This is a genomic window from Anoxybacillus mongoliensis, assembly GCF_014201515.1.
In the GTDB taxonomy this organism is placed as follows: Bacteria; Bacillota; Bacilli; order Bacillales; family Anoxybacillaceae; genus Anoxybacillus; species Anoxybacillus mongoliensis.
The window spans coordinates 296,810-319,135 of record NZ_JACHEQ010000001.1 but is presented as its reverse complement, the minus strand read 5'-3'; the positions used below and the strand labels follow the sequence as shown (position 1 = coordinate 319,135).

Annotated in this window: 16 protein-coding genes; 13 read left to right on the top strand and 3 right to left on the bottom strand. The window is 41.3% G+C overall.

The genetic code is table 11. The features are described 5' to 3' along the window. Positions 1-8: 8 nt before the first annotated feature. The 6 genes from HNR43_RS01615 (at position 9) to HNR43_RS01590 (ending at position 5,697) form a co-directional block, all read left to right on the top strand. Positions 9-671 (top strand): 3'-5' exonuclease, encoded by a 663-nt coding sequence (locus tag HNR43_RS01615; protein ID WP_183240610.1) that lies wholly within the window; start codon positions 9-11, stop codon positions 669-671. Between the two features lie 251 nt (positions 672-922). Continuing rightward, entirely contained in the window at positions 923-1,165 is a 243-nt protein-coding gene (locus tag HNR43_RS01610; protein ID WP_246346205.1) for a hypothetical protein, read from the top strand. Between the two features lie 137 nt (positions 1,166-1,302). After that, positions 1,303-2,853 (top strand): fatty acid--CoA ligase family protein, encoded by a 1,551-nt coding sequence (locus HNR43_RS01605; RefSeq protein WP_183240608.1) that lies wholly within the window; start codon positions 1,303-1,305, stop codon positions 2,851-2,853. Between the two features lie 105 nt (positions 2,854-2,958). Then, on the top strand, positions 2,959-3,945 hold the full coding sequence (locus HNR43_RS01600; protein ID WP_183240605.1) for an ABC transporter substrate-binding protein: 987 nt from the start codon (positions 2,959-2,961) through the stop codon (positions 3,943-3,945). A gap of 17 nt (positions 3,946-3,962) precedes the next feature. Then, entirely contained in the window at positions 3,963-4,937 is a 975-nt protein-coding gene (locus HNR43_RS01595) for an ABC transporter permease (protein ID WP_183240603.1), read from the top strand. Continuing rightward, positions 4,903-5,697: an ABC transporter ATP-binding protein gene (locus HNR43_RS01590; RefSeq protein ID WP_055440468.1), complete on the top strand. Its 795-nt coding sequence runs from the start codon at positions 4,903-4,905 to the stop codon at positions 5,695-5,697. Before HNR43_RS01595 ends, HNR43_RS01590 begins: the two co-directional genes overlap by 35 nt. Before the next feature lie 12 nt (positions 5,698-5,709). Here the strand turns inward: HNR43_RS01590 and HNR43_RS01585 are convergent, their stop codons facing one another. Then, positions 5,710-8,085 (bottom strand): EAL domain-containing protein, encoded by a 2,376-nt coding sequence (locus HNR43_RS01585; protein ID WP_183240601.1) that lies wholly within the window; start codon positions 8,083-8,085, stop codon positions 5,710-5,712. Positions 8,086-8,163: 78 nt separating this feature from the next. Further along, entirely contained in the window at positions 8,164-8,754 is a 591-nt protein-coding gene (locus tag HNR43_RS01580; RefSeq protein WP_183240598.1) for an SCO family protein, read from the bottom strand. A gap of 144 nt (positions 8,755-8,898) precedes the next feature. Between HNR43_RS01580 and HNR43_RS01575 the strand changes: the two genes are divergently transcribed. Together HNR43_RS01575 and aceA are read left to right on the top strand one after the other, a co-directional pair. Beyond that, on the top strand, positions 8,899-10,146 hold the full coding sequence (locus HNR43_RS01575) for a M48 family metallopeptidase (RefSeq protein ID WP_183240596.1): 1,248 nt from the start codon (positions 8,899-8,901) through the stop codon (positions 10,144-10,146). Positions 10,147-10,363: 217 nt separating this feature from the next. After that, on the top strand, positions 10,364-11,650 hold the full coding sequence (aceA, locus tag HNR43_RS01570) for an isocitrate lyase (protein ID WP_035049059.1): 1,287 nt from the start codon (positions 10,364-10,366) through the stop codon (positions 11,648-11,650). Between the two features lie 77 nt (positions 11,651-11,727). Here aceA and HNR43_RS01565 read toward each other — a convergent pair whose 3' ends face one another. Next, positions 11,728-12,336, bottom strand: a complete 609-nt coding sequence (locus tag HNR43_RS01565) for an HD domain-containing protein (protein WP_183240594.1) — start codon at positions 12,334-12,336, stop codon at positions 11,728-11,730. A 283-nt stretch (positions 12,337-12,619) separates the two neighbouring features. Between HNR43_RS01565 and HNR43_RS01560 the strand changes: the two genes are divergently transcribed. From HNR43_RS01560 to addA, 5 genes are all read left to right on the top strand, one after another. After that, a complete protein-coding gene (locus tag HNR43_RS01560) occupies positions 12,620-13,822 on the top strand; it encodes a YqcI/YcgG family protein (protein WP_343055700.1) in 1,203 nt (400 codons plus the stop codon). 201 nt (positions 13,823-14,023) lie between these two features. Next, a complete protein-coding gene (locus HNR43_RS01555) occupies positions 14,024-14,542 on the top strand; it encodes a competence protein ComK (RefSeq protein ID WP_183240590.1) in 519 nt (172 codons plus the stop codon). Positions 14,543-14,607: 65 nt separating this feature from the next. Beyond that, positions 14,608-15,210: a TVP38/TMEM64 family protein gene (locus HNR43_RS01550; RefSeq protein ID WP_183240588.1), complete on the top strand. Its 603-nt coding sequence runs from the start codon at positions 14,608-14,610 to the stop codon at positions 15,208-15,210. A gap of 16 nt (positions 15,211-15,226) precedes the next feature. Continuing rightward, complete coding sequence (addB, locus tag HNR43_RS01545; protein WP_183240585.1) at positions 15,227-18,691, top strand: helicase-exonuclease AddAB subunit AddB; 3,465 nt, start codon at positions 15,227-15,229, stop codon at positions 18,689-18,691. A 4-nt stretch (positions 18,692-18,695) separates the two neighbouring features. Further along, complete coding sequence (addA, locus tag HNR43_RS01540; protein ID WP_183240582.1) at positions 18,696-22,325, top strand: helicase-exonuclease AddAB subunit AddA; 3,630 nt, start codon at positions 18,696-18,698, stop codon at positions 22,323-22,325. Position 22,326: the final 1 nt, after the last annotated feature.

Genomic DNA, 22,326 nt, shown 5'->3' with positions numbered 1-22,326 from the left:
GGATGATGATGTTTTTTTTACGAAAGGCGATGGATTATAAACTAAACGATAACATCCCGTTATCAACACCGATTGATGACATCGTTTTTACGGTTTTTGATACAGAGACGACGGGATTTAATGTGGCAACAGTAGATCGATTAATTGAAATTGGTGCGGTGCAAGTAAAAGGGACGACCGTGCTTGAAGACGAAACGTTTCATACGTACGTCAACCCAAATCGCGACATTCCATCCGTTATCGTCGAGTTGACGAATATTACAAGCGAAAAAGTACAAGACGCTCCGACGGCTATTGAGGCGTTGCAACAATTTTTCCAGTTTGTTGAACAAAAGCAAAGTGTATGTTTTGTCGGTCACTACATTTCGTTTGACTTATTTGTTATGAAGCACGAATTGCGCCGTGAAAAAATAAAATTTCGCAAGCCGACGTTTATTGATACGCTCGATTTAATTGGTTTTATTGCACCGTCATATGATATGCGTGATTTAGAGCGCTATGCCCAAGCGTTCGGCACGCGCATGTACGACCGACATTCCGCCATCGGTGATGCGCTCACGACCGCGTATTTATTTGTTGAGCTATTAGAACAATTTCGCATGCGCGGTTATCAAACATGGGGAGAATTGTTGCGGGCAACAGATAGCCAAATGCGCTCACTATCGTTTTGAGGGGAGATCCCCTTTTTTTATTTTATGGTAAAATATGAATGAGACAGAGGATGGTGGTCTATGACGAATAAGACAAGATTTTTGTATTTTCTATTTCTTGGGGTATCATTTTTCATATATGGTTTTATTGTGATAATAAAATCTTTTTTTTACTATGACACCTTGGAAATGATTAGAGGATGGTTGTTTCTTTTGATCGGTTTGATGGCGCTATTTTTCGCAAAACAACAACGATAAAGGGAGAGATGGAAATGTTTCGTCATTTTTTTTATACAAAACGTAAAATCGTTATTGAATTAAATGAAAGGTATTTTGATAAAAGTAGCTTCATGCATGCAGTTGTAAAACATTTAAAAAGCGAAGGAAAGCAGTGCGAAATGATCGATGTGAACACGTTATTGGTAGATGGAAAAAAATATTATTTGTATGAAACAAATGTTGCGGCAACATACTGCCCTCCGGTACAGCGAGCAGTGTTAATTGAGATGAATTGAGGCTATTTTATCATAGTAATTTTTGAGAGTTTCAACGCTGTCCCGCTTGCCTGTTGTTATTTTTTAAAATATAATACATTTAGAATTTTTTTAATTTTAAAATGAATGATCGTTCATTCACTAAAGGGGTGGGGAAGATGAATTTAGTTTCACGGTTACAGCAAATTGCATCGCAAAAGCCGGAAAAGGAGGCGTATGTGTTTGAGCAGACGTCTGCAACGTACGGTGAATTGAACGGTGCGATCATGAAGTTTGCGAGCGGGCTAGCAAAGCTCGGGGTAAACAAAGGGGATCATGTGGCACTTTTATTAGGCAATTCACCGTATTTTATCGTCAGTCTGTACGGTGCGATGCGCACAGGGGCGACAGTGATTCCAATTAACCCAATCTACACGCCTGATGAAATTCATTACATTTTAACAAACGGCGATGTCAAAGTTGTCATTGCGCTTGATGTTGTCATTCCGACGCTGATGAAGCTTGATGGGCGCCTGCCAAATGTTGAGCACATTATTATTTGTGAAACACCACAAGGAAAAGAACATGGCATTGTCGTGCCGGAAAAAATGAAATCGTTTACAAACGTACTTGCGATAGGTGATGTTCCGTTTGTTGGTCCAGTTCTTGACGACGATGATGTGGCGGTTATTTTATATACATCAGGGACGACTGGAAAACCGAAAGGAGCGATGTTGACACATAAAAATTTATACAGCAACGCTCAAGATGTCGCAGATTACTTAAAAATAAACGAAGATGATCGCGTCATTGCGACGTTGCCGATGTTTCATGTGTTTTGTTTAACGGTTGCGCTCAATGCTCCTCTCATGAACGGTGGAACGGTGCTTATTCTTCCTAAATTTAGTCCGGCAGAAGTATTTAAAGTAGCACGTGGACAAAAGGCAACTGTTTTTGCAGGTGTGCCGACGATGTATAACTTTTTATATCAATATCCAGAAGGCAAGGCCGAAGATTTCGCACACATTCGTCTATGTATTTCAGGCGGTGCATCGATGCCGGTTGCGTTGTTAAAAAATTTCGAGAAAAAATTTCAAGTAATCGTTTCCGAAGGGTACGGTTTATCGGAAGCATCACCGGTAACATGTTTTAATCCACTCGATCGTCCGCGTAAACCGGGCTCGATCGGGACAAGCATTATGAACGTTGAAAATAAAATTGTCAATGAATTAGGGGAAGAAGTGCCTGTTGGGGAAGTAGGGGAACTCGTCGTGCGCGGTCCGAACGTCATGAAAGGATATTATAAAATGCCCGAAGAAACAGCGCATACGATTCGAGACGGATGGCTATATACAGGCGATTTGGCGAAGATGGACGAAGAAGGGTATTTTTACATTGTCGATCGGAAAAAAGATATGATTATTGTTGGGGGATATAACGTATATCCGCGCGAAGTGGAAGAAGTGCTTTACAGTCATCCAGATGTCGTTGAAGCCGCAGTGATCGGTGTACCGGATCCGAATTTTGGCGAAGCGGTCAAATGTTTTGTCGTAAGCAAAAATAAACAGCTAACTGAACAACAGCTCATCGCTTATTGTAGTGAGCATTTAGCGAAATATAAAGTGCCAAGTTCGATTGAGTTTTTAGAAGAGTTGCCAAAAAATACGACTGGAAAAATTTTAAGACGCGCGTTAAAAGAACAAGTTATCTCTCAAAGCGGTGCGATGTAAGCACCGTTTTTTATTTATTTTTTAGAATTTACTTGATATTTAGAAAATATATTTGTATAATTTAACGCATAAAAGCGAAACAGCGAAAAAGTGAGGGGGATACAAATGAAGTGGTTAAACATGTGTGGAGCGTTGTTGCTTGCAGGTAGTGTGCTTGCTGGATGTTCCGAAGAGAAAACAACGAAAGAAGCGAGTGGGGAAAAAGAAAAAACGTATAAAGTCGGCGTGACGCAAATTGTTGAACATCCATCGCTCGATGCGGCGTTTAACGGATTTAAAAAGGCGCTTGAAGATAAAGGATTAAAAGTCGAATACGATGTGCAAATTGCGCAAGGAGATATGAACAATAACCAAACAATTGCCAACAACTTTGTTGCAGATGGTGTCGATTTAATTTTCGCCAATTCGACCCCGAGCGCGCTTGGTGCATTAAATGCGACGAAAGACATTCCAATTGTTTTTACATCTGTGACAGATCCGGTTGGAGCGAAACTTGTGCAGTCGATGGAACAGCCGGGTGGGAATGTGACAGGGACGACAGATACACATCCAGATGCGATCCCGAAAACAGTGCAGTTTATTGATCAATATGTTGATGGCAATCGCGTCGGTATGATTTACAATGCCGGAGAACAAAACTCAGTTGCCCAAATTGATGCGGTGAAAAAAGCGATGGAAGGAACCGACTTAACGATCGTACCTGTCTCAGTGTCGACGTCGGCGGAAGTGAAACAAGCGGCGGAATCGTTAGTCGGCAAAGTGGATTGTTTTTACGTCATTACAGACAACACTGTCGTGTCTGCGCTTGAGTCCGTCATTCAAGTCGCGAACGACCAAGATTTACCGCTTTTTGTCGGCGAGTTAGATTCCGTGAAACGAGGCGGCTTTGCGGCATACGGTTTTGATTACTACGATATTGGCTATGAAGCAGGTGTGATGGCGGCGGACATTTTAGAAGGAAAGAAAAAGCCAGCGGAACTTCCAGTGCAATATCCGCAAAAGTTGAAGCTTGTCATTAACAAAAAAGCAGCGGAAGAGATGGGGATCACATGGCGCAGTGAATGGGATAGCATGGCGGAATTTATCGAATAACGCAAAGGATGGATCATATGATTACAGCATTGTTTAGTTCTGTAGAAGCAGGGTTGTTATACGCGCTCATGGCGCTTGGTGTGTATATATCGTTTCGCATTTTAGATTTTCCCGATTTGACGGTGGACGGAAGTTTTGTGACGGGAGCGGCTGTGGCTTCCGTCCTCATCGTCGGCGGTGCCAATCCGTTTATCGCTTCGCTTGCGGCGCTTGGCGCTGGCTTTTTAGCAGGATGTGCGACAGGGCTTTTGCATACGAAGGGGAAAATTAATCCGTTATTGTCAGGTATTTTAATGATGATCGCTTTATATTCTATTAATTTACGCATTATGGATAAACCGAATGTGCCACTTTTACAACAAGAAACAGTTATGACGATCATCACGGAAGCATTTCAACGTTTCGATCAAGCTTTGACAACGTTTATTCCTTTTGTTCCGAAAACATGGGCGATTATCGTTTTCGGTGTGTTGTTAGTTACGATCGTGAAAGTGGTAATTGACTTATTTTTAAAAACAGAAGTCGGTTTGGCTCTTCGGGCAGTTGGCGACAATAAAAAAATGATTGCTAGTTTTTCAGGTAATACGGATCGCCTAACGATTATCGGGCTTGGTTTGTCGAATGCGCTTGTCGCATTTTCAGGGGCGTTAATTGCGCAATATAGCGGCTTTAGCGATATTGGCATGGGCATCGGAATGATCGTGATCGGTTTAGCGTCAGTCATTATTGGGGAAGCGCTGTTTGGGGCAAAAACGATCGTCCGTGCGACGCTTGCGGTTATTTTAGGGGCGATCGTATATCGCATTGTCATTACCCTTGCGTTGCGTGTCCAATTTTTAGAAACAGGTGATGTAAAGCTCATTACTGCTTTGATCGTCATTTTAGCGCTTGTCGTTCCGCAAATGGTCGCGACGCGTGCGGAAAAACAGCGAAAAGCGAGAAAGCGAGGTGCAGCCGTTGCTTCAACTCAAGCAGATTACGAAAGTGTTTAACGAAGGAACGCTCGATGAAAAAGTGGCGCTAAAACATATTGAGCTGTCGCTTCAGCCGGGTGATTTTGTCACAATTATTGGCAGTAACGGAGCAGGAAAATCAACGCTCATGAACATCATTTCAGGGCGACTTGCGCCAGATACAGGGGAAGTAGTCATTGACGGAAAAGACGTGACAACGATGAGCGAACATGACCGTGCGCGTTATATCGGGCGTGTCTTTCAAGATCCGATGGCGGGAACGGCGCCAAATATGACGATCGAAGAAAATTTAGCGATCGCTTATAACCGAACGGTTAGACGGACGCTACAGTTCGGCGTAACGAAAAAGCGCCGCGAATTTTTTAAAGAAACGCTTGCTACACTTCAACTTGGATTAGAAAATCGTCTGCACGCCAAAGTCGGCTTATTATCTGGTGGAGAACGGCAAGCGTTGTCATTGTTAATGGCAACGTTCACGAAACCGCATGTGCTCCTTCTTGATGAGCATACGGCAGCATTAGACCCTGCACGCGCCCAGCTCATTACAAACTTAACGAAACAAATTGTTGAACAATATCGTCTAACGACGTTAATGGTGACGCACAATATGGAGCAAGCGGTTCAATTAGGCAATCGGCTCATTATGATGGACGGTGGGCAAATCATTTTTGAAGCGAGTGGAGAGGAAAAGAAAAAGCTCACTGTCGAAGCGTTGCTTCAAGAGTTTCAGCGCATTCGTGGCAGTCAATTTGCAAGCGATCGCGCGGTGCTCGTATAAAAAATCCCCGAGTTACATCGGGGATTTTAACGCGTTAACCATTTGTTGTAATGATGCGATCGTGTTTGGCAGTTGTTCGAGCGATACCGGGCGGCTGAAATAAAATCCTTGTAGTTGTTCACATTGCTTTTCAATTAAAAATTGCGCTTGTTGTTGTGTTTCGACTCCTTCGGCCGTTACAGTTAAATGTAAATTATGGGATAGAGAAATAATGGCACTTACAATTTCTTTGCTTTTTTCATTGTTTATGATGTTTTGGATAAACGAACGGTCAATTTTCACTTCGTCGATTGGGAAACGATTTAAATATTCAAGCGATGAATAGCTGACGCCAAAGTCGTCTACCGCAATTGAAAAGCCAAGTTGTTTTAACTGTTCTAACGTTTTTACGACGTGCTCAGGATTTTTAATAATCGTTGTTTCAGTAATTTCGAAAATAAAGCATGAGGCGTCACAACGCTCTTCTTGTAAAATATGCTGAATATCTTCGACGAGACGTTCGTCTAAAAATTGTTTGGCGGATAAGTTGATAGCGATTTTCATACATCCAGCTACACTTTGACGTAAAAATGTAAGATCGCGACATGCTTGGCGTAACACCCATTTTCCGATGTCGTAAATGGCGTTCGTTTCTTCCGCCATAGGAATAAACTCTGCAGGGCTTACAAAACCAAACTGTGGATGTTTCCAACGAACGAGCGCCTCTACACTAAACGAGCGCGCATGAAAATTTACTTTTGGCTGATAAAGTAAGAAAAGTTCTTTGTTTTCTACGGCTGATGAAAGCGCGTTTTCGAGCTGAATTTTTCGGGTAAAAACGTTTGACATATGCGGCTCGTACGGTTTAATCACATTTGTTCCTTCCATTTTAGCAAAATATAATGCTTTTTCTGCATTATTCATTAACGTTTCTGCACATAACTGAGCATCGTATGCGTAGCTAATGCCAATATGAATGCCGATTCGGATAGATTGGTCCCCGATTGTATAAGGTTCTTGGAGCGTTTCTTTCACTGTGTTTGCGAGCTGTTCGACCTCTTTTTGTCTTTCATATGCAAGGGCAATCGCAAATTGATCGCCGCCTATGCGCGTCCACAACGTATGGGAATCGACAGCTTTTTTGAGACGTATCCCGATTTGTTTTAGTAACTCGTTTCCGTTTTCATATCCGAGGAAGCTGTTAATAAATTTAAATTGGTATACGTCAATTAAAAGGATAGCTACTCCTTCATGTGTAAAAAGAAGATCGGTTAGCTTTTCGGTAAAGTCGTTTCTTTCTATATACGTTTCATCTTTTTGATTTTCGGCAATCGGCTCGATTGGTTTAATGAGCATCAATTCAGTCCGTTTCGGTTCGTATGGAAATGGGAGTACGTCGATGTGTACGGGGATCATTTCGCCATTTATTGCTGTGATGGTTGGTTGTTGGACTGTATTGATCCATTGTTGAATCGGCTTGTTTTTTAAATCGTCAAGCGTTGATGTTTTAAACATATGAAGGGCAACGGAATTGGCGTATGTGATTTTATCGTCTGTACAAATGATAATTGCATCAGGAAATGCTTCAACAATGTGACGATGCAACTTTTCGCTTTGTTTTAATTGCTTTTGTGTTTGGATGAGATCTGTAATATTCAACAGACTAGCAAAGCCTGCAATAATGTTTCCGTTTTTGTCTAACAGCGGAGAAGCATTGACGGAAACGTATATGTTGTCATTGTTTTTCGTCTTCATCGTTAAACGAATGGCATGTAACGGTTTTCCTTCGCTTAGTCGTGCTAATGTTTGCTCGATATTTTCTTTATACGCCGGGATGACTTCAGAAAGTGTTTTCCCGACGATTTCATTTTTTTGTAATTCAAATAAACGCTCTACTTCTTCATTCACTCGGATGATGCGACCGAATAAATCAAATAAAATAAATGCTTCTTGTGAATGAGTAAATAAAGAATCAATTAGTTGTTGTGCTTCTTCTAGTTGTTCTTCTTTGTGGAACACATCGGTAATTTCGCGTGTGCACGACACAATGTGTGTGACGTCGCCGTTTTCATTTAAAATCGGAATTAACGTAGACTCCGCAAAACGCATTCCTTCTACGTTCATGCGATCGCGAAAAGTGACGAGCGATTTTGTTTTCCATGCTTTTGTATATTGTTCATTTAAATGATTCGCAACGTGATGATCGTATATATCTTCGATGCATTTTCCGATATCTTTTTCTGTTAAACTGGCTAAATGGAGAGCTGATGGACTGACACGTTCATACCGAAAGCGCGGCCCTTCTTCCACTTTCATTAAAAAGACGATATCAAACAATTGATCCATGACGTTGAACAAAAGATGTTCATTTGTAAACAGGGCATGTGGTATATGTATATGTTTTTCCACTCCAAGCCCCTCCTTAAAGAAAAATAGAATATATGTCTATTATTGTCGAAAGATGTTGATTTTTCAATGAAAAAGAGGCTATTTCGCCTCTTTTACAATTTCTTTATAAACTTTCTCTTTATCAAACCCTTTTTCGCCCATGCCGAATGTGTCGATGACACGGTTGTTTTCGTCTAAAAAGTATGTGAGTGTTGTATGAATAAGCATGCCGTTGCCGGGATCGCGATATAGAAAGTTAAACGCGTCCGCCACTTTTTTTGTCTCTTCTTCACTACCTCGTAAAAAAATCCATCCTTCATTATCACTTTCTATTCCGAACATGTTCGCATACGTTTGCATCACTTGTTGTGTGTCGCGTTTCGGATCGATCGTAATTGTAATAAATTCAACTTTCGTTTTAAATAAACCGTCTTTTTCTAATCGCTCTTTTAGCTGTTTCATTTGAAATGACGTACTTGGACAAATGTCCGGGCAGTTTGTGTACACAAACTCTAATAGGCGCACTTTCGGTTCCATGTTGTTGAATGCATACGATTTTCCCCATGCGGTTTCCATCGTTACGTCTTTTGGAAACTCCATTTTTTCTTGCCGATAAAAAGAAAAATAAAATATGCCTATACCAATGCAAAGTGCAAGTAAGCTAAAAAAGCCAATATATAGTTTTTTCAACGTATATCCCTCCCACTTTCATCATACATAATCAACGTACTAATGAGGAGAATGGGACGTGACAATTATTTGAATTTTTTCGTTGTTCTAAATGGAAAATGAAAAACTAAACTAATAGTAATCATGGACAAGGGGGAAAGGGTAATGAGAAAAATCGCTTTTTGGACGTTGTTTTTGTATGCGATATATGCGCTGTTTTTCGCATTTTACTTATTTCAATGGACAAACTCATCCATTCCAGCACAATATAAAGGAACAAGCGCAGATCCTGCAACATTTTTAACGAAAAAAGAACTGATGCTTACTGAACAGTTTTCGGAAGTAAAAAACTTTTTATTTTTCTTATCTGTTCCATACGAGTGGGTCATTTATATTTTTGTGTTGTTGTTTGGTTTGTCAGCGCGCTTTCAACAGTGGGCGGAGGCGACGACGAAACGGCGGTTTATGCAAACGGTGATTTACGTCTTTTGGCTGTCGCTTCTCGTACAAGTCGTGACGTTTCCGCTTAGTTACACGAGTTATTACGTCACGAAAATGTATAACATTTCCACACAAACGTTTTCAAGTTGGATGCGCGATGAGCTTATTGATTTTTGGGTCAATTATGCGATCATGGTTGTCATCGTGTATGTATTATATATGCTTATGAAAAAATTTGAAAAACGATGGTGGGTGTACGCGTGGCTTTGTTCGATTCCGTTTACGCTTTTTTTAACGTTTATTCAACCTGTTTTTATCGATCCGCTTTATAACGATTTTTATCCGTTGAAAAATAAACAGCTAGAAGCAAAAATTTTAGCGCTAGCGGAAAAGGCGAACATTCCGGCTGAACACGTATTTGAAGTAAACATGTCGGAAAAAACAAACGCGCTAAATGCGTACGTCACAGGCATCGGCAGCAATTCGCGCATTGTGTTATGGGATACGACATTGGAGCGGCTAAGCGAAGATGAAATTTTATTTATTATGGCACATGAGATGGCTCATTACGTCATGAAACATATTTATTGGGGAGTAGGGTTATATATTGCAGTCACATTTATCGGATTGTTGTTGACGAATCGATGGATGAAGCGAATGATGAAACGATTTGGCTCGCTTTGTCGCATTGAAAAATGGAATGACCTCGCTTCTTTGCCGATGTTTTTACTGTTGATTTCGCTATTAAGTTTTGCGGCAAGTCCTGCGATGAATGCCATTTCTCGTTATGAAGAACATGCGGCGGACAAGTATGCGATTGAGTTAACGAAAAATAAAGAAGCGGCGATCTCGACATTTCAACAATTGACGCGTTCAAGTTTAAGTGAAGTACACCCACCATATATCGTTAAACTATTTCGTTACAGCCATCCAACGATTTTAGAACGAATCATTTTTTTAGAGAAACAATAGAAGCGGGATAATTTTTTTGAAAAAAATTCATAAAAATACTTTCTTTTCTGAAAATTGTGTTATATAATAAAAACGTCGAAAGAAAAACGTGTATTATAACAAGAAGGGTGGGAGATATATAAAAGCTCGTACATAGAGAAAAGAGCGTCACAACTTTTTTGGGGGTCATATGCACGAAAACAGAGGGGTTACGATAAAAAACAAGGGGGAGAAGGAAATGGCAACATTCGAAGAACGTGTGAAACAATTAGAAGAAAGTTGGCAATTGGATGAACGGTGGAAAGGGATTACGCGCCCGTATAGCGCGGAAGATGTTATTAAGTTGCGCGGTTCGCTCGATATTGAATATACGCTAGCGCGTCGCGGGGCGGAAAAACTTTGGCATTTATTAAATACAGAAGATTATGTTCATGCGCTTGGAGCATTAACAGGAAACCAAGCGGTACAACAAGCAAAAGCAGGTTTAAAAGCGATTTATTTAAGCGGTTGGCAAGTGGCGGCGGATGCGAACTTGGCGGGTCATATGTATCCAGACCAAAGCTTATATCCAGCAAACAGCGTGCCACACGTTGTAAAGCGTATTAACCAAGCGCTTCAACGCGCCGATCAAATTCAATATGTTGAAGGAAAAGAAGACATCGACTATTTCTTGCCGATCGTTGCCGATGCGGAAGCAGGCTTTGGCGGTCAGTTAAACGTATTTGAACTAATGAAAGCGATGATTGAAGCAGGAGCAGCAGGCGTCCACTTTGAAGATCAATTGTCTTCTGAGAAAAAGTGCGGTCATTTAGGTGGAAAAGTGTTGCTTCCAACGCAAACAGCGATTCGTAACTTAATTGCAGCGCGACTTGCGGCAGACGTTATGGGCGTGCCGACCGTATTAATTGCGCGCACAGATGCGAATGCAGCGGATTTAATTACAAGCGACATCGACCCGCGCGATCAAGAGTTTATTACAGGTGAGCGTACGCCAGAAGGCTTTTTCCGTACGCGTGCGGGCTTAGACCAAGCAATTGCGCGCGGATTGGCATATGCACCGTATGCGGATTTAATTTGGTGCGAAACGAGTGAACCGAACTTAGAAGAAGCACGTCGTTTTGCGGAAGCAATTCATGAAAAATTCCCAGGCAAATTGCTCGCGTACAACTGCTCGCCTTCATTTAACTGGAAGAAAAAGTTGGATGACGAAACGATCGCAAACTTCCAAGTGGAGCTTGGAAAAATGGGTTACAAGTTCCAATTCGTTACATTGGCAGGATTCCACGCGCTCAACTACAGCATGTTTATGTTAGCGCATGGCTATCGCGATCGCGGCATGGCGGCTTACTCTGAATTGCAACAAGCAGAGTTTGAGGCAGAAAAATATGGATATACAGCCACACGCCATCAACGTGAAGTTGGAACAGGTTACTTTGACGAAGTATCGCTTGTCATTACAGGCGGTCAAGCATCAACTGTAGCATTAAAAGGTTCAACAGAAGAAGAACAATTTACGGGTGCGTAAAGGATAATAACCCCAAATGGTTTAGTATAACTGAATCATTTGGGGTGGTTTTTGTAAATAAAACAACAGCATTGATTCTATATGTTTTTGTATTTTTCTACTTCTATCCCTGATTCTATCATTTTTTCCTCTCCTTCTTTTTCTACTATATCTTTTAACTGATTAAGAAAAGAATCGAAATTAACATGTTTGGACATTTTGTATACCATTTCATATTCTATTTCTAACCATGTTGAAATGTTTGCTTCGTTATGTTGAATTTGTACTTCTAACTTATCAAGGGCGTTAGCAACTTTTGCTTCATATGTCTCTTTCTTTTCAAATTCTAACCATAGGTTAAATATTTCTTCTCCTATTTTTTGTGGGAGAATGTTTTTTATTTTAAGAGCCGCTTCAAATTCCATCTGTTCTTTTTGGATCTTTGCTTCAGTTTCATGAAGTGTATTGAACGCAGGGGTATCACCGGCAATAGCTTCAACGAGATCATGAATAATAATCATCTTTATTAATTTTTCTTGATTTATGTTTTTTATGTAAGGGGCGACTAGCATTGCCATGAAAGCCATTCTCCACGTATGTTCCGCTACACTTTCCTGTCTCCCATTAGATAACCAACTGTGTCTTAACTCCATTTTTAGATTTTGTGCAAGTTTAATGGCATTCATAATTTTATCTATGTCGTTCATAAACAAATGTTTCCTTCCCATTCATTTTATATTTTTATTTTTTATGGCTACAACTAGTAAGTTTGACTTCATTTTTTGATTGTCGAAAGATAAGATTGCTCATGTTAACGCTACAAAGTGTTCTTTTATATACGTTCATTTTAAGTGATGATTTTAATTTTTGAAAGTATTTGAAAGTAATTTTTGTATTTGAACTATATTTCTTTATAAGTTATAATTTTACATGTTATTTCATGTATTTTTTAGAAGTTTTATTTAGTGTTCTAGGAGGAATGTGTGATGAATAAAATGTCTATTTACCAAAAAAAAGGTTGAAGAAGTTATTTTAAGATTAGGAGGGTATTGGACTCCTCTTTCTGCTTTGGCACGACTTAGCGAAGAAGTTGGAGAAGTCGCAGAGGAAATTAGAGGGAATGGAGAAGATGGAAATTTAATCAAGGAGCTTTCTGATGTGTTCATTATCTCCACATGCTTAGCTAATCAGTATTGTGTAAATCTTGACGAAGAGTTCGCTAATATGGGTTACGGTAGCAATACAAACAAATTGTATGATTCAATTCCCGAGTGTTGTGATATTACCGAGTCCTTTTTGGATGTATCTGTTCAATTATCTAAAATTTCAAGAATTTTAAATCACTATGAGGGGGATAAAGTGCGGAAAAAGGGAGAAAGTGCATCTAGAGTTTCCACAGAAATTGCTAAGTTACATGTCCTCCTTGTATCTATATCTAAGAGTTTGAAAGGTGACTTATTTGAGGAAGTTGATCAGGTTCTACAGAAGAGTTTATCAAGGGATAAAGGAAGATTTGGTTATTTTCAAGATCCTACAACATCACTAACTATTCAAAGGTTTAAAAAGGTAGCTGAAAAAACAAGTTGTATCTTCTCATCAAAATCAAAAATTTGGGGAAGTTATAGCTTCATTGAAAGCATGTCACTAGAGGAAAATCTCGAAAAAAATTTAAAACTATTGGAGCGTTTTAATAGAGTCGCTCCTTTTGAAGGACTTGATGGGTTCGTTATTGAAGCTTATGGTAAAGGATATGGAGATACATTAGAGAATTTATCCTATACATTAAAACGAGTCTTAAAGTATTTAAGTGATAACGATCCAGCAAAGGCTCATTGTATGAATCAAAATATTCTTAAGCCGGATTGGAGATTTTCGTTTGGGGATCAAACTTTCTTTATCACCACATTTGCCCCATGTTACCCTGAGAAACATCCGAGGTACTCGTACAATCCATTTTCTACGTTTATATTTTTGCAACCGGAGTTTTCTTTTGACCATCATGGCATTCATTCTGGGAATGCTAAGCGTGAGTCAATAAAAGGAATAATTAGAAAAAAATTTAGAGAAAATGGCTCTGAATATAATATTGACTTAGTAAGGCAGCCTTTAGAAGCCTATAAGTATATAAAACCAATAAATCTTGATGACGCACCTGTGAAATGGTGGGAAAAGGAAGTAGTACAAATGATGTGAAATTGTAGTATATGGCTACAACATATAAGTTCATTTTTTCGTCTAGCGGAAGCTACTCGAAAGGGTGTTTTGTCACGCCCCCGCGTGACAAAACACCGAGTAACCGATCGTCAGACCACTTCAACCTGTCTGAGGTGATGATGTTGGGGTACTGAATAGTAGAAAAATATGAAAGTGTATAAAAATAAGGGAGGGAGCTGTATGCTCATTGTCGAGCATCTACATTTGACGCGCTACACGATGGGACTTTTTCCGCTTTCTCGTGATAAACAAATATGGACGAAAGCGTTAGAGGAAGATGGAGAAATCATCGTGAAAAAAAGTCCGATGGAAATTATTGAACAAAGTTGTTTGTATTATGGCGCAAGTTTAAGAGGAAGGAAAGATGGAGCGAGACATATTATTGGCACTTCTCATAAAGCACCGATTGCAGTCGAACCAACGAACGAAATTTTCTTTTTTCCAACAATCTCCCCAATGAATCCTCAATGTGTATGGCTATCTCATTTGCATATTCGTCATCATGAACATGTTCAAGGTGGGAAAACGCGCATTACGTTTTCAAATGGCGTGAGCGTAGAGCTATGTATTTCGCATCATTCATTCGTGAATCAGCTACATCGTACCGCTCAGCTACGAACAAAAATGAATGAACGAATTGAAGCACGCGAAAGGAAAATGATGTATTTATTATATTTAAGAGAAAAGGAATGGTCGTAACAGTTTTCTCTTTTCCTCTAAACTTGTACAATATAAACATGAGCACGTGACAAAGGGGTTACAGTATGAGTTTAGAGGAATTAAAACAATGGTTTACGATCAAACATATGCTTGATATGTTAGCGGAATATCGTTCATTTGGCGTGATTCCTGGTGTATTGCTGCCAATGGCTGAGGCATTTTTACCGTTTTTACCACTTTTCGTTTTTGTTATGGCAAATGCTGCGGCATTTGGTCTTTGGAAAGGATTCCTCATTTCATGGATTGGGACGAGTGTGGGTTCTCTTCTCGTCTTTTTCCTCGTTCGAAAAATCGGGAGGCAACGATTTTTCTCCTTTTTACATCGCCACCCGACGATTCGCCGCATGATGCATTGGGTGGAACGACGCGGATTCGGTCCGCTCTTTTTACTCCTTTGTTTTCCGTTTACACCATCAGCGGCGGTCAATGTGGTTGCAGGGCTATCGGGCATTGCGATGCAACAATATATGCTTGCCGTTTTGCTTGGAAAAATGGTGATGGTGTTTATGATTAGTTTTATTGGTTATGATGTGGTGGCGCTTATTCGCCACCCGATGCGTACGGTGTTTGTGGCAGTCGCTATTTTTCTTCTTTGGTACATTGGGAAAAAAGTTGAGCAACGTTTCGCATTGCATGACGGAAAATAAGAAAGGATGAACGAATATGTCTGTACGCTTCATCATCGGGCGTTCTGGAAGCGGAAAAACGACGATGTGTTTAAAAGAAATCATCGATCAGCTCGCACATGAACCGGATGGAAGCCCGATCATTTATCTTGTTCCTGAACAAATGACGTTTCAATCGGAATACGCCTTAATGAAAGAAAACATAAAAGGAATGATTCGCGCGCAAGTGTTTAGTTTCACACGTCTTGCTTGGCGCGTCTTGCAAGAGACAGGCGGCATGAGCCGCTATCATTTAACGCAAACAGGCGTACATATGTTGCTAAGGAAAATTGTTGAACAGCAAAAAGAACAGTTAAAGCTCTTTCGAAAAGCGGCGGATAAACGCGGTTTTATTGAACAACTTGAACAAATGTTGACGGAATATAAACGATATTGTGTCACCCCAACAACGTTAAAACAAACAGAAGAAGAGCTGCGCCGTCATGCAACCGCAAACGAAATAGTACTTGCCGATAAATTAAAAGATACAGCGATGATTTTTGAGCAATTTGAACAGTATATGGCGCATCATTATGTCGATTCAGAAGATTATTTACGCTTGCTCGCTGAAAAAATTCGTCATTCTTCCTATATGAAGCGTGCCCGTATTTACATCGACGGCTTTTATGAATTTACGCCCCAAGAATATATGGTCATTGAACAATTATTTATTCATTGCCCGCATGTGACGATTGCGCTCACGTTAGACGCTCCGTATGAACAGCTACCAAACGAGTTACATGTATTCCGAAACACGTGGCAGACGTATGCGCAACTGCGTGAAATCGCACTACAAAACGCGATAGCGATCGAAAACGTCGTACAACTTCATGACAACGTTCGCCATAAACATGAAGAGCTTCGTCATCTTGAAGCATGTTATGATGCACGACCTGTTTGTAAGTTGGAAAAGCAAACGGAAGCGATCGTCATCGGAGAAGCGACCACCCGACGAGCAGAAATGGAAGGGATTGCGCGCGAAATCATTCGGCTTGTACGCGATGAAGGATATCGCTATCGTGACATCGCCTTATTGATTCGCAACGTTTCAGACTATCGCGACGTGTTAAAAACAGTATTTGCTGATTATCGTATTCCATATTTTATTGACGAAAAAGAACCGATGCTTGATCATCCGTTTATTGAATTTTTGCGCGCAAGTATGGAAGCGGTGCGGACAAATTTTCGTTATGAAGCGGTGTTTCGTGCTGTAAAAACAGATTTGTTTTTCTCGCTTGAGCAACCTGTTCATGAGATGCGCATGGTCATGGATCAGCTTGAAAACTATGTGCTTGCTTTCGGCATACAAGGAGATAAATGGACGGAGCATTGGACGTATCGTAAATATAAAGGGTTAGAAGGTATACACGCCCCACAAACCGATGAAGAAAAACGATATGAACAACAATTAAACGAATGGCGTAAGCTTGTCATTTCGCCGTTGTTGTTTTTACAAAAGCGACTGAAGCAAGCAAAAACAGGGCGTGAGCGATGCGAAGCGCTATATGCATATGCAGAACAGCTTCATATTCCGCAAAAATTAGAACGTTTGCGCGATGAAGCAGAAGAAAGAGGCGATTTGTCCGCTGCCCGCCATCATGAGCAAGTATGGCAAGCGTTTATTCATTTGCTTGATGAATATGTTGAAATATTAGGCGATGAATCACTTTCGCTTGAAACGTTTTTTACGATTATTGAAACGGGACTTGAAAGTTTGCAGTTTTCTCTCGTCCCACCAGCGACGGACCAAGTGTTAATCGCACATTTCGATCGTTCGCGTCTTTCGAATATTCGTTGTACGTTTCTTGTAGGGGTAAACGAAGGGGTCATTCCGATGCGCAAAAATGATGATGGCATGTTGTCGGAAACGGATCGTGAATTGTTGCACCATTATTCTTTACATGTTGCTCCAGCTAGTCGCGAACGGTTACTTGATGAATCTTTTTTGCTTTATTTAGCGCTTGTTAGCCCATCTGAACGTTTATATGTCACGTATGCGCTAGCTGATGAACAAGAAAAAACGTTATTGCCGTCGATGTTTATTAAGCGGTTGATGGACATGTTCCCGTACGTGACAAAAATGCAATGGGGAGCGGATCCGTTTGTACTTCCACTACAACAACAGCTGTCGTATGTGACAAACGATGTCGCAACGCTCGGTCCGCTCGTGCAACAATTAGAAGCATGGAAACGACAATATGCTATCGAACCGATATGGTGGGATGTATACAACACCTACGTCCAACATGAACAATGGAAAGGACGAATCGCGGTCGTTGGTCGTGCGTTATTTTATGAAAATCGCTCGAAACGATTAAATAAGCAGTTGGCGAAAGAGCTATATGGGAAAAAAGTGAAGGCGAGCATTTCACGTATGGAGACGTTTAATCGTTGCCCGTTCGCGCATTTTGCTGCGCACGGCTTAAAGTTAAAAGAACGAACCGTGTTTCAATTAAAGGCGCCTGATATGGGTCAGTTGTTTCATCAGGCGTTAAAAGTGATCGCTGATCGTTTGCGTCAAGAGCAACTTCCGTGGAGTCAACTATCTAAACAGCAATGCGAGCAACTGTCATATGAAGCGGTTGAACAAATTGCACCATATATTCAACAAGAAGTGTTATTAAGTACACACCGTTACCGATATATGAAGAAAAAACTGCAAACGATTATGACGAAAGCGACGACCGTATTAAGTGAACATGCAAAAAGAAGTGGATTTGTACCAATTGGCGTCGAATTAGGATTTGGTGAAGGCGAGCCGCTCCCGCCGCTTTCGTTTACGTTATCGGACGGGACGGTGTTGCAGTTTGTCGGGCGAATTGACCGAGTCGATCAAGCAATGAGCGAACAAGGTGTACTTCTTCGCATTATTGACTATAAATCAAAGCAAAAGACGCTCGATTTAACGGAAGTATATTACGGCTTAGCGTTGCAAATGTTAGCATATTTAGATATTGTGCTTGAATATGCCCAGCGACTTGTTGGCACATCAGCGTTTCCAGCGGGCGTGCTATACTTTCCGATTCATAACCCAATGATGAAACTGAATGAATGGCTTGACGAACGTGAATTGGAGAAAAAGTTTTTAGAACAGTTTAAAATGGGCGGATATGTATTGGCAGACGAAAAAACGATTCGCTTAATGGATGAAAATATAGAACCGGGGACAAGTTCTCTCATTATTCCTGTTCGCTTAAATAAAAATGGAACGTTCGCGCAACATTCGAAAGTGTTAACAGAGCAACAATTTACAATGCTACGGCAACATGTGCGACGCTTTATTGTCGATGTAGGTGAACAAATGATGGAAGGTGTTACACAAATTGCACCATATAAACAAAAAGATAAAACAGCATGCCAATATTGTGAGTTTCGCGATGTGTGCCAATTTGATGAAGGGGTCGACGCGGAACAATATCGCGTATTAACACCGAAACATATCGATGAATGGTTAAAGGGGTGATGATGTGATTCCGCCAAAACCACTAGAAAGTCAATGGACAGATGAACAATGGCAAGCAATTTATGCGACTGGAAAGCATACGCTCGTTGCCGCAGCAGCGGGATCAGGAAAAACGGCGGTGCTTGTCGAGCGCATCATTCAAAAAATATTGCATAAAGAGCGACCGATCGATGTCGATCGGTTACTTGTTGTGACGTTTACAAATGCCGCAGCGGCCGAAATGCGCCAACGCATCGGAGAAGCGTTAGAAAAAGCGCTTGAAAAAGAGCCACATTCTCTCCATTTACGAAGACAACTCAGTCTTTTGCAAAAAGCGTCTATTTCAACGATTCACTCGTTTTGTTTAGATGTCATTCGTAAATATTATTATGTCATCGGCATTGATCCGGTGTTTCGTATTGCGGATGAGGGAGAAATGGCTTTATTAAAAGAAGAAGTGTTAGAAACATTATTTGAGCAATATTACGCCGACAACGATGAAGCATTTTTAGCTGTTGTCGATCGATATACGAGCGATCGGACGGATGCGGATTTACAAACGCTCATTTTGCGTCTATATGAATTTTCACGTTCGCATCCTAATCCAAACGAATGGCTACAACAAATCGTTCATATGTACGATGTCGCAGAACACGCACGCATCGACGATTTGCCGTATGCTCACTACCTTTTTCAAGCGGTCGATTTGGCGTTTGAAGCAGCGGAACAACGATTGTTGCAAGCGCTGCAAAAAACGAAAGAGCCGGGCGGACCCGATTATTTGCATGATACGCTCGTGAGCGATCAACAAGTCATTGCAAAGCTAAAAGAAGCGCGTGATGAGTCGTGGCAAAAGTTGCATGAAGCAATGAAAAACGTATCGTTTGCGACTGCAAAAAGAAAGCCGAAAGACGGAGCGTATGATGAACAGCTTGTGGATGATGTAAAAAAATTGCGCGACCAAGTGAAAAAAGAAATAAGCAGTTTAACAGAAGAGTTGTTTTCGTTTCAACCGGCGACATACATTCGCCATTTGCGCGAAATGAAGCCGATTGCTGCAACGATCGTCCAAATCGTGCAACGGTTTGCTAAGCTATTGCAAGCGAAAAAAGATGAAAAAGGCATCGTTGATTTTTCTGACTTAGAACATTACTGTTTACGCATTTTACGCGCCCATTCTCCCGAGCATGAGCTGAAGCCGTCAGAAGCCGCCCTTTATTATCGAGCACAATTTGCTGAAGTGCTCGTTGACGAATATCAAGATACGAATATGGTGCAAGAATCGATTTTACGGCTCGTATCAAATGACGATGAAGCAACGGGCAACATGTTTATGGTCGGCGACGTGAAACAGTCGATTTACGGCTTTCGTCTAGCGGAACCGTCGCTTTTTTTACAAAAATATGGTCGCTTCACGAAAGAAGGAGATGGTGGACTTCGCATCGATTTAGCGAAAAACTTTCGCAGCCGAAAAGAAATATTAGACGGAACGAATTTTATTTTTCGACAACTCATGACAGAAACGATCGGCGACATGCGTTATGACGACGATGCTGCGCTTCGCTTTGGCGCCCTTGATTATCCTGAAAAACAAGTGCCTGTTGAATGCGTGTGGATTAATCAAGCAAAAGAAGAAAGCGATGAAGAAGAACAAGAGGATGTAACGGCTGTTCAGCTAGAAGCGCGCTGGATTGCTAAAAAAATTAAACAATTACTTGCTGAGCCGTTTTTCGTTTACGACCGTCGCTTAAAAGGGGAACGGCGCTTAATGTATCGCGACATCGTCATTTTATGCCGCTCGATGTCATCTGCTTCAGCAATGTTAGAGGAGTTTCGCAAACAAAACGTTCCTGTATATGCTGAGTTATCTAGCGGTTACTTTTCCGCAACAGAAGTGTCGATTATGTTGTCGCTTTTAAAAGTGATTGACAATCCGTATCAAGATATTCCGCTTGCAGCAGTGCTTCGCTCTCCAATTGTTGGCTTAAACGAAGAGGAGTTGGCGCGCATTCGCCTAGCGAAAAAAGACGGAGCATTTTATGAGGCGTTGCTTGCTTTTGTCGAGCAACGACAACATGATGAACTGCACGAAAAAATGAACCGTTGGCTTTCATATTTATTCGAATGGCGTACCGAAGCAAGACAAAAACCGCTTGCCGATTTGATTTGGCAATTGTATCGTGATACAAACTTTTACGACTACGTTGGTGGAATGCCGGGAGGAAAACAGCGGCAAGCGAATTTGCGCGCGTTGTATGATCGCGCGAAACAATATGAACAAACGTCATTTCGTGGCATTTTCCGCTTTTTACGCTTTATTGAACGGCTAAAAGAACGCGAAGACGATTTTGGAGCGGCACGTTCGCTCACAGAACAAGAAGATGTTGTGCGCATGATGACGATTCATAAAAGTAAAGGGCTTGAGTTTCCGGTCGTCTTTTTAGCTGGTGCAGCGAAATCATTTAATATGCAAGATTTACGAGGCGACTATATATTAGATAAAGATTTCGGACTAGGGATGCGCTTCGTTCATCCGACGTGGCGAGCAAGTTATCCGACGGTCGCGCAATTGGCGATAAAGAAAAAAATGAAACTGCAAATGCTTGCGGAAGAAATGCGCATTTTATACGTCGCGCTGACGCGGGCAAAAGAAAAGTTATACATCGTATCGACGGTAAAGGATATCGAAGCGGAAAAGAAAAAATGGCAAGAAGTCACTTACACATCGACGTGGGAACTTCCTGCGTATGTCATCGAAAAGGCAAAAAGCTACGCGGATTGGCTCGGTTATGCTCTCATCCGCCATCCACAAAGCATTTGTCCGTCGAAAACGGTGCTTCACGATGCATCGCTATGGGAGATGCACGTTGTGTCAGCGCATTCGCTTGAACAAGAAGATGAGCAAGTGAATGAACATCGAGACATGGTCGAAGCGATTCAACAACTGCAACCTGTGTTAATGAAAAGCGAATATGAACAAGAAATAAAGCGCCGTCTTTTTTGGACATACACGTATGCGGACGCCACGGTGTTACGAGCAAAACAAAGCGTATCGGAGTTAAAACGACAGCGTGACATATACGGAGGGCATGCGGAACAACCGTTTCGAAAAGAGCTTATTGAACGTCCACGCTTTTTACAAGCGAAAACGATGACGCCAGCTGAGCGAGGAACGATGATGCATCTGGTCATGCAACATATGGATGTTACAAAAGAAATCACCGTTGATGCGGTGCAGGAGCAAATCGCACGCATGGTCCACGGTGAATGGCTAACGCAAGAACAAGCAAAAGCTGTTGATGTAGAAAGCATTGTCGCCTTTTTTAACACGCCGCTTGGCAAACGAATGCAACGTGCGGCGCGGCTTGAACGTGAAGTGCCGTTTTATTTAGCGCACGAAATGGACGGTGAGACAGTTGTCGTTCAAGGGGTGATTGATTGCGTGTTTGAAGATGAGCACGGGCTCGTTTTAATTGACTATAAAACAGATCGTGTGTCGTGGATGAACGAGCCGAAAGAGGAATTAAGGCGACGATATAAAGGGCAATTGGCGCTATATCGGGAAGCGATTGAAGCCATTTGGAAAAAGGAAGTAACAGAAACGTACGTGTACGCTTTTGATGGTGCTCTACTTGTGCCGATGGGAGGGGATTAAT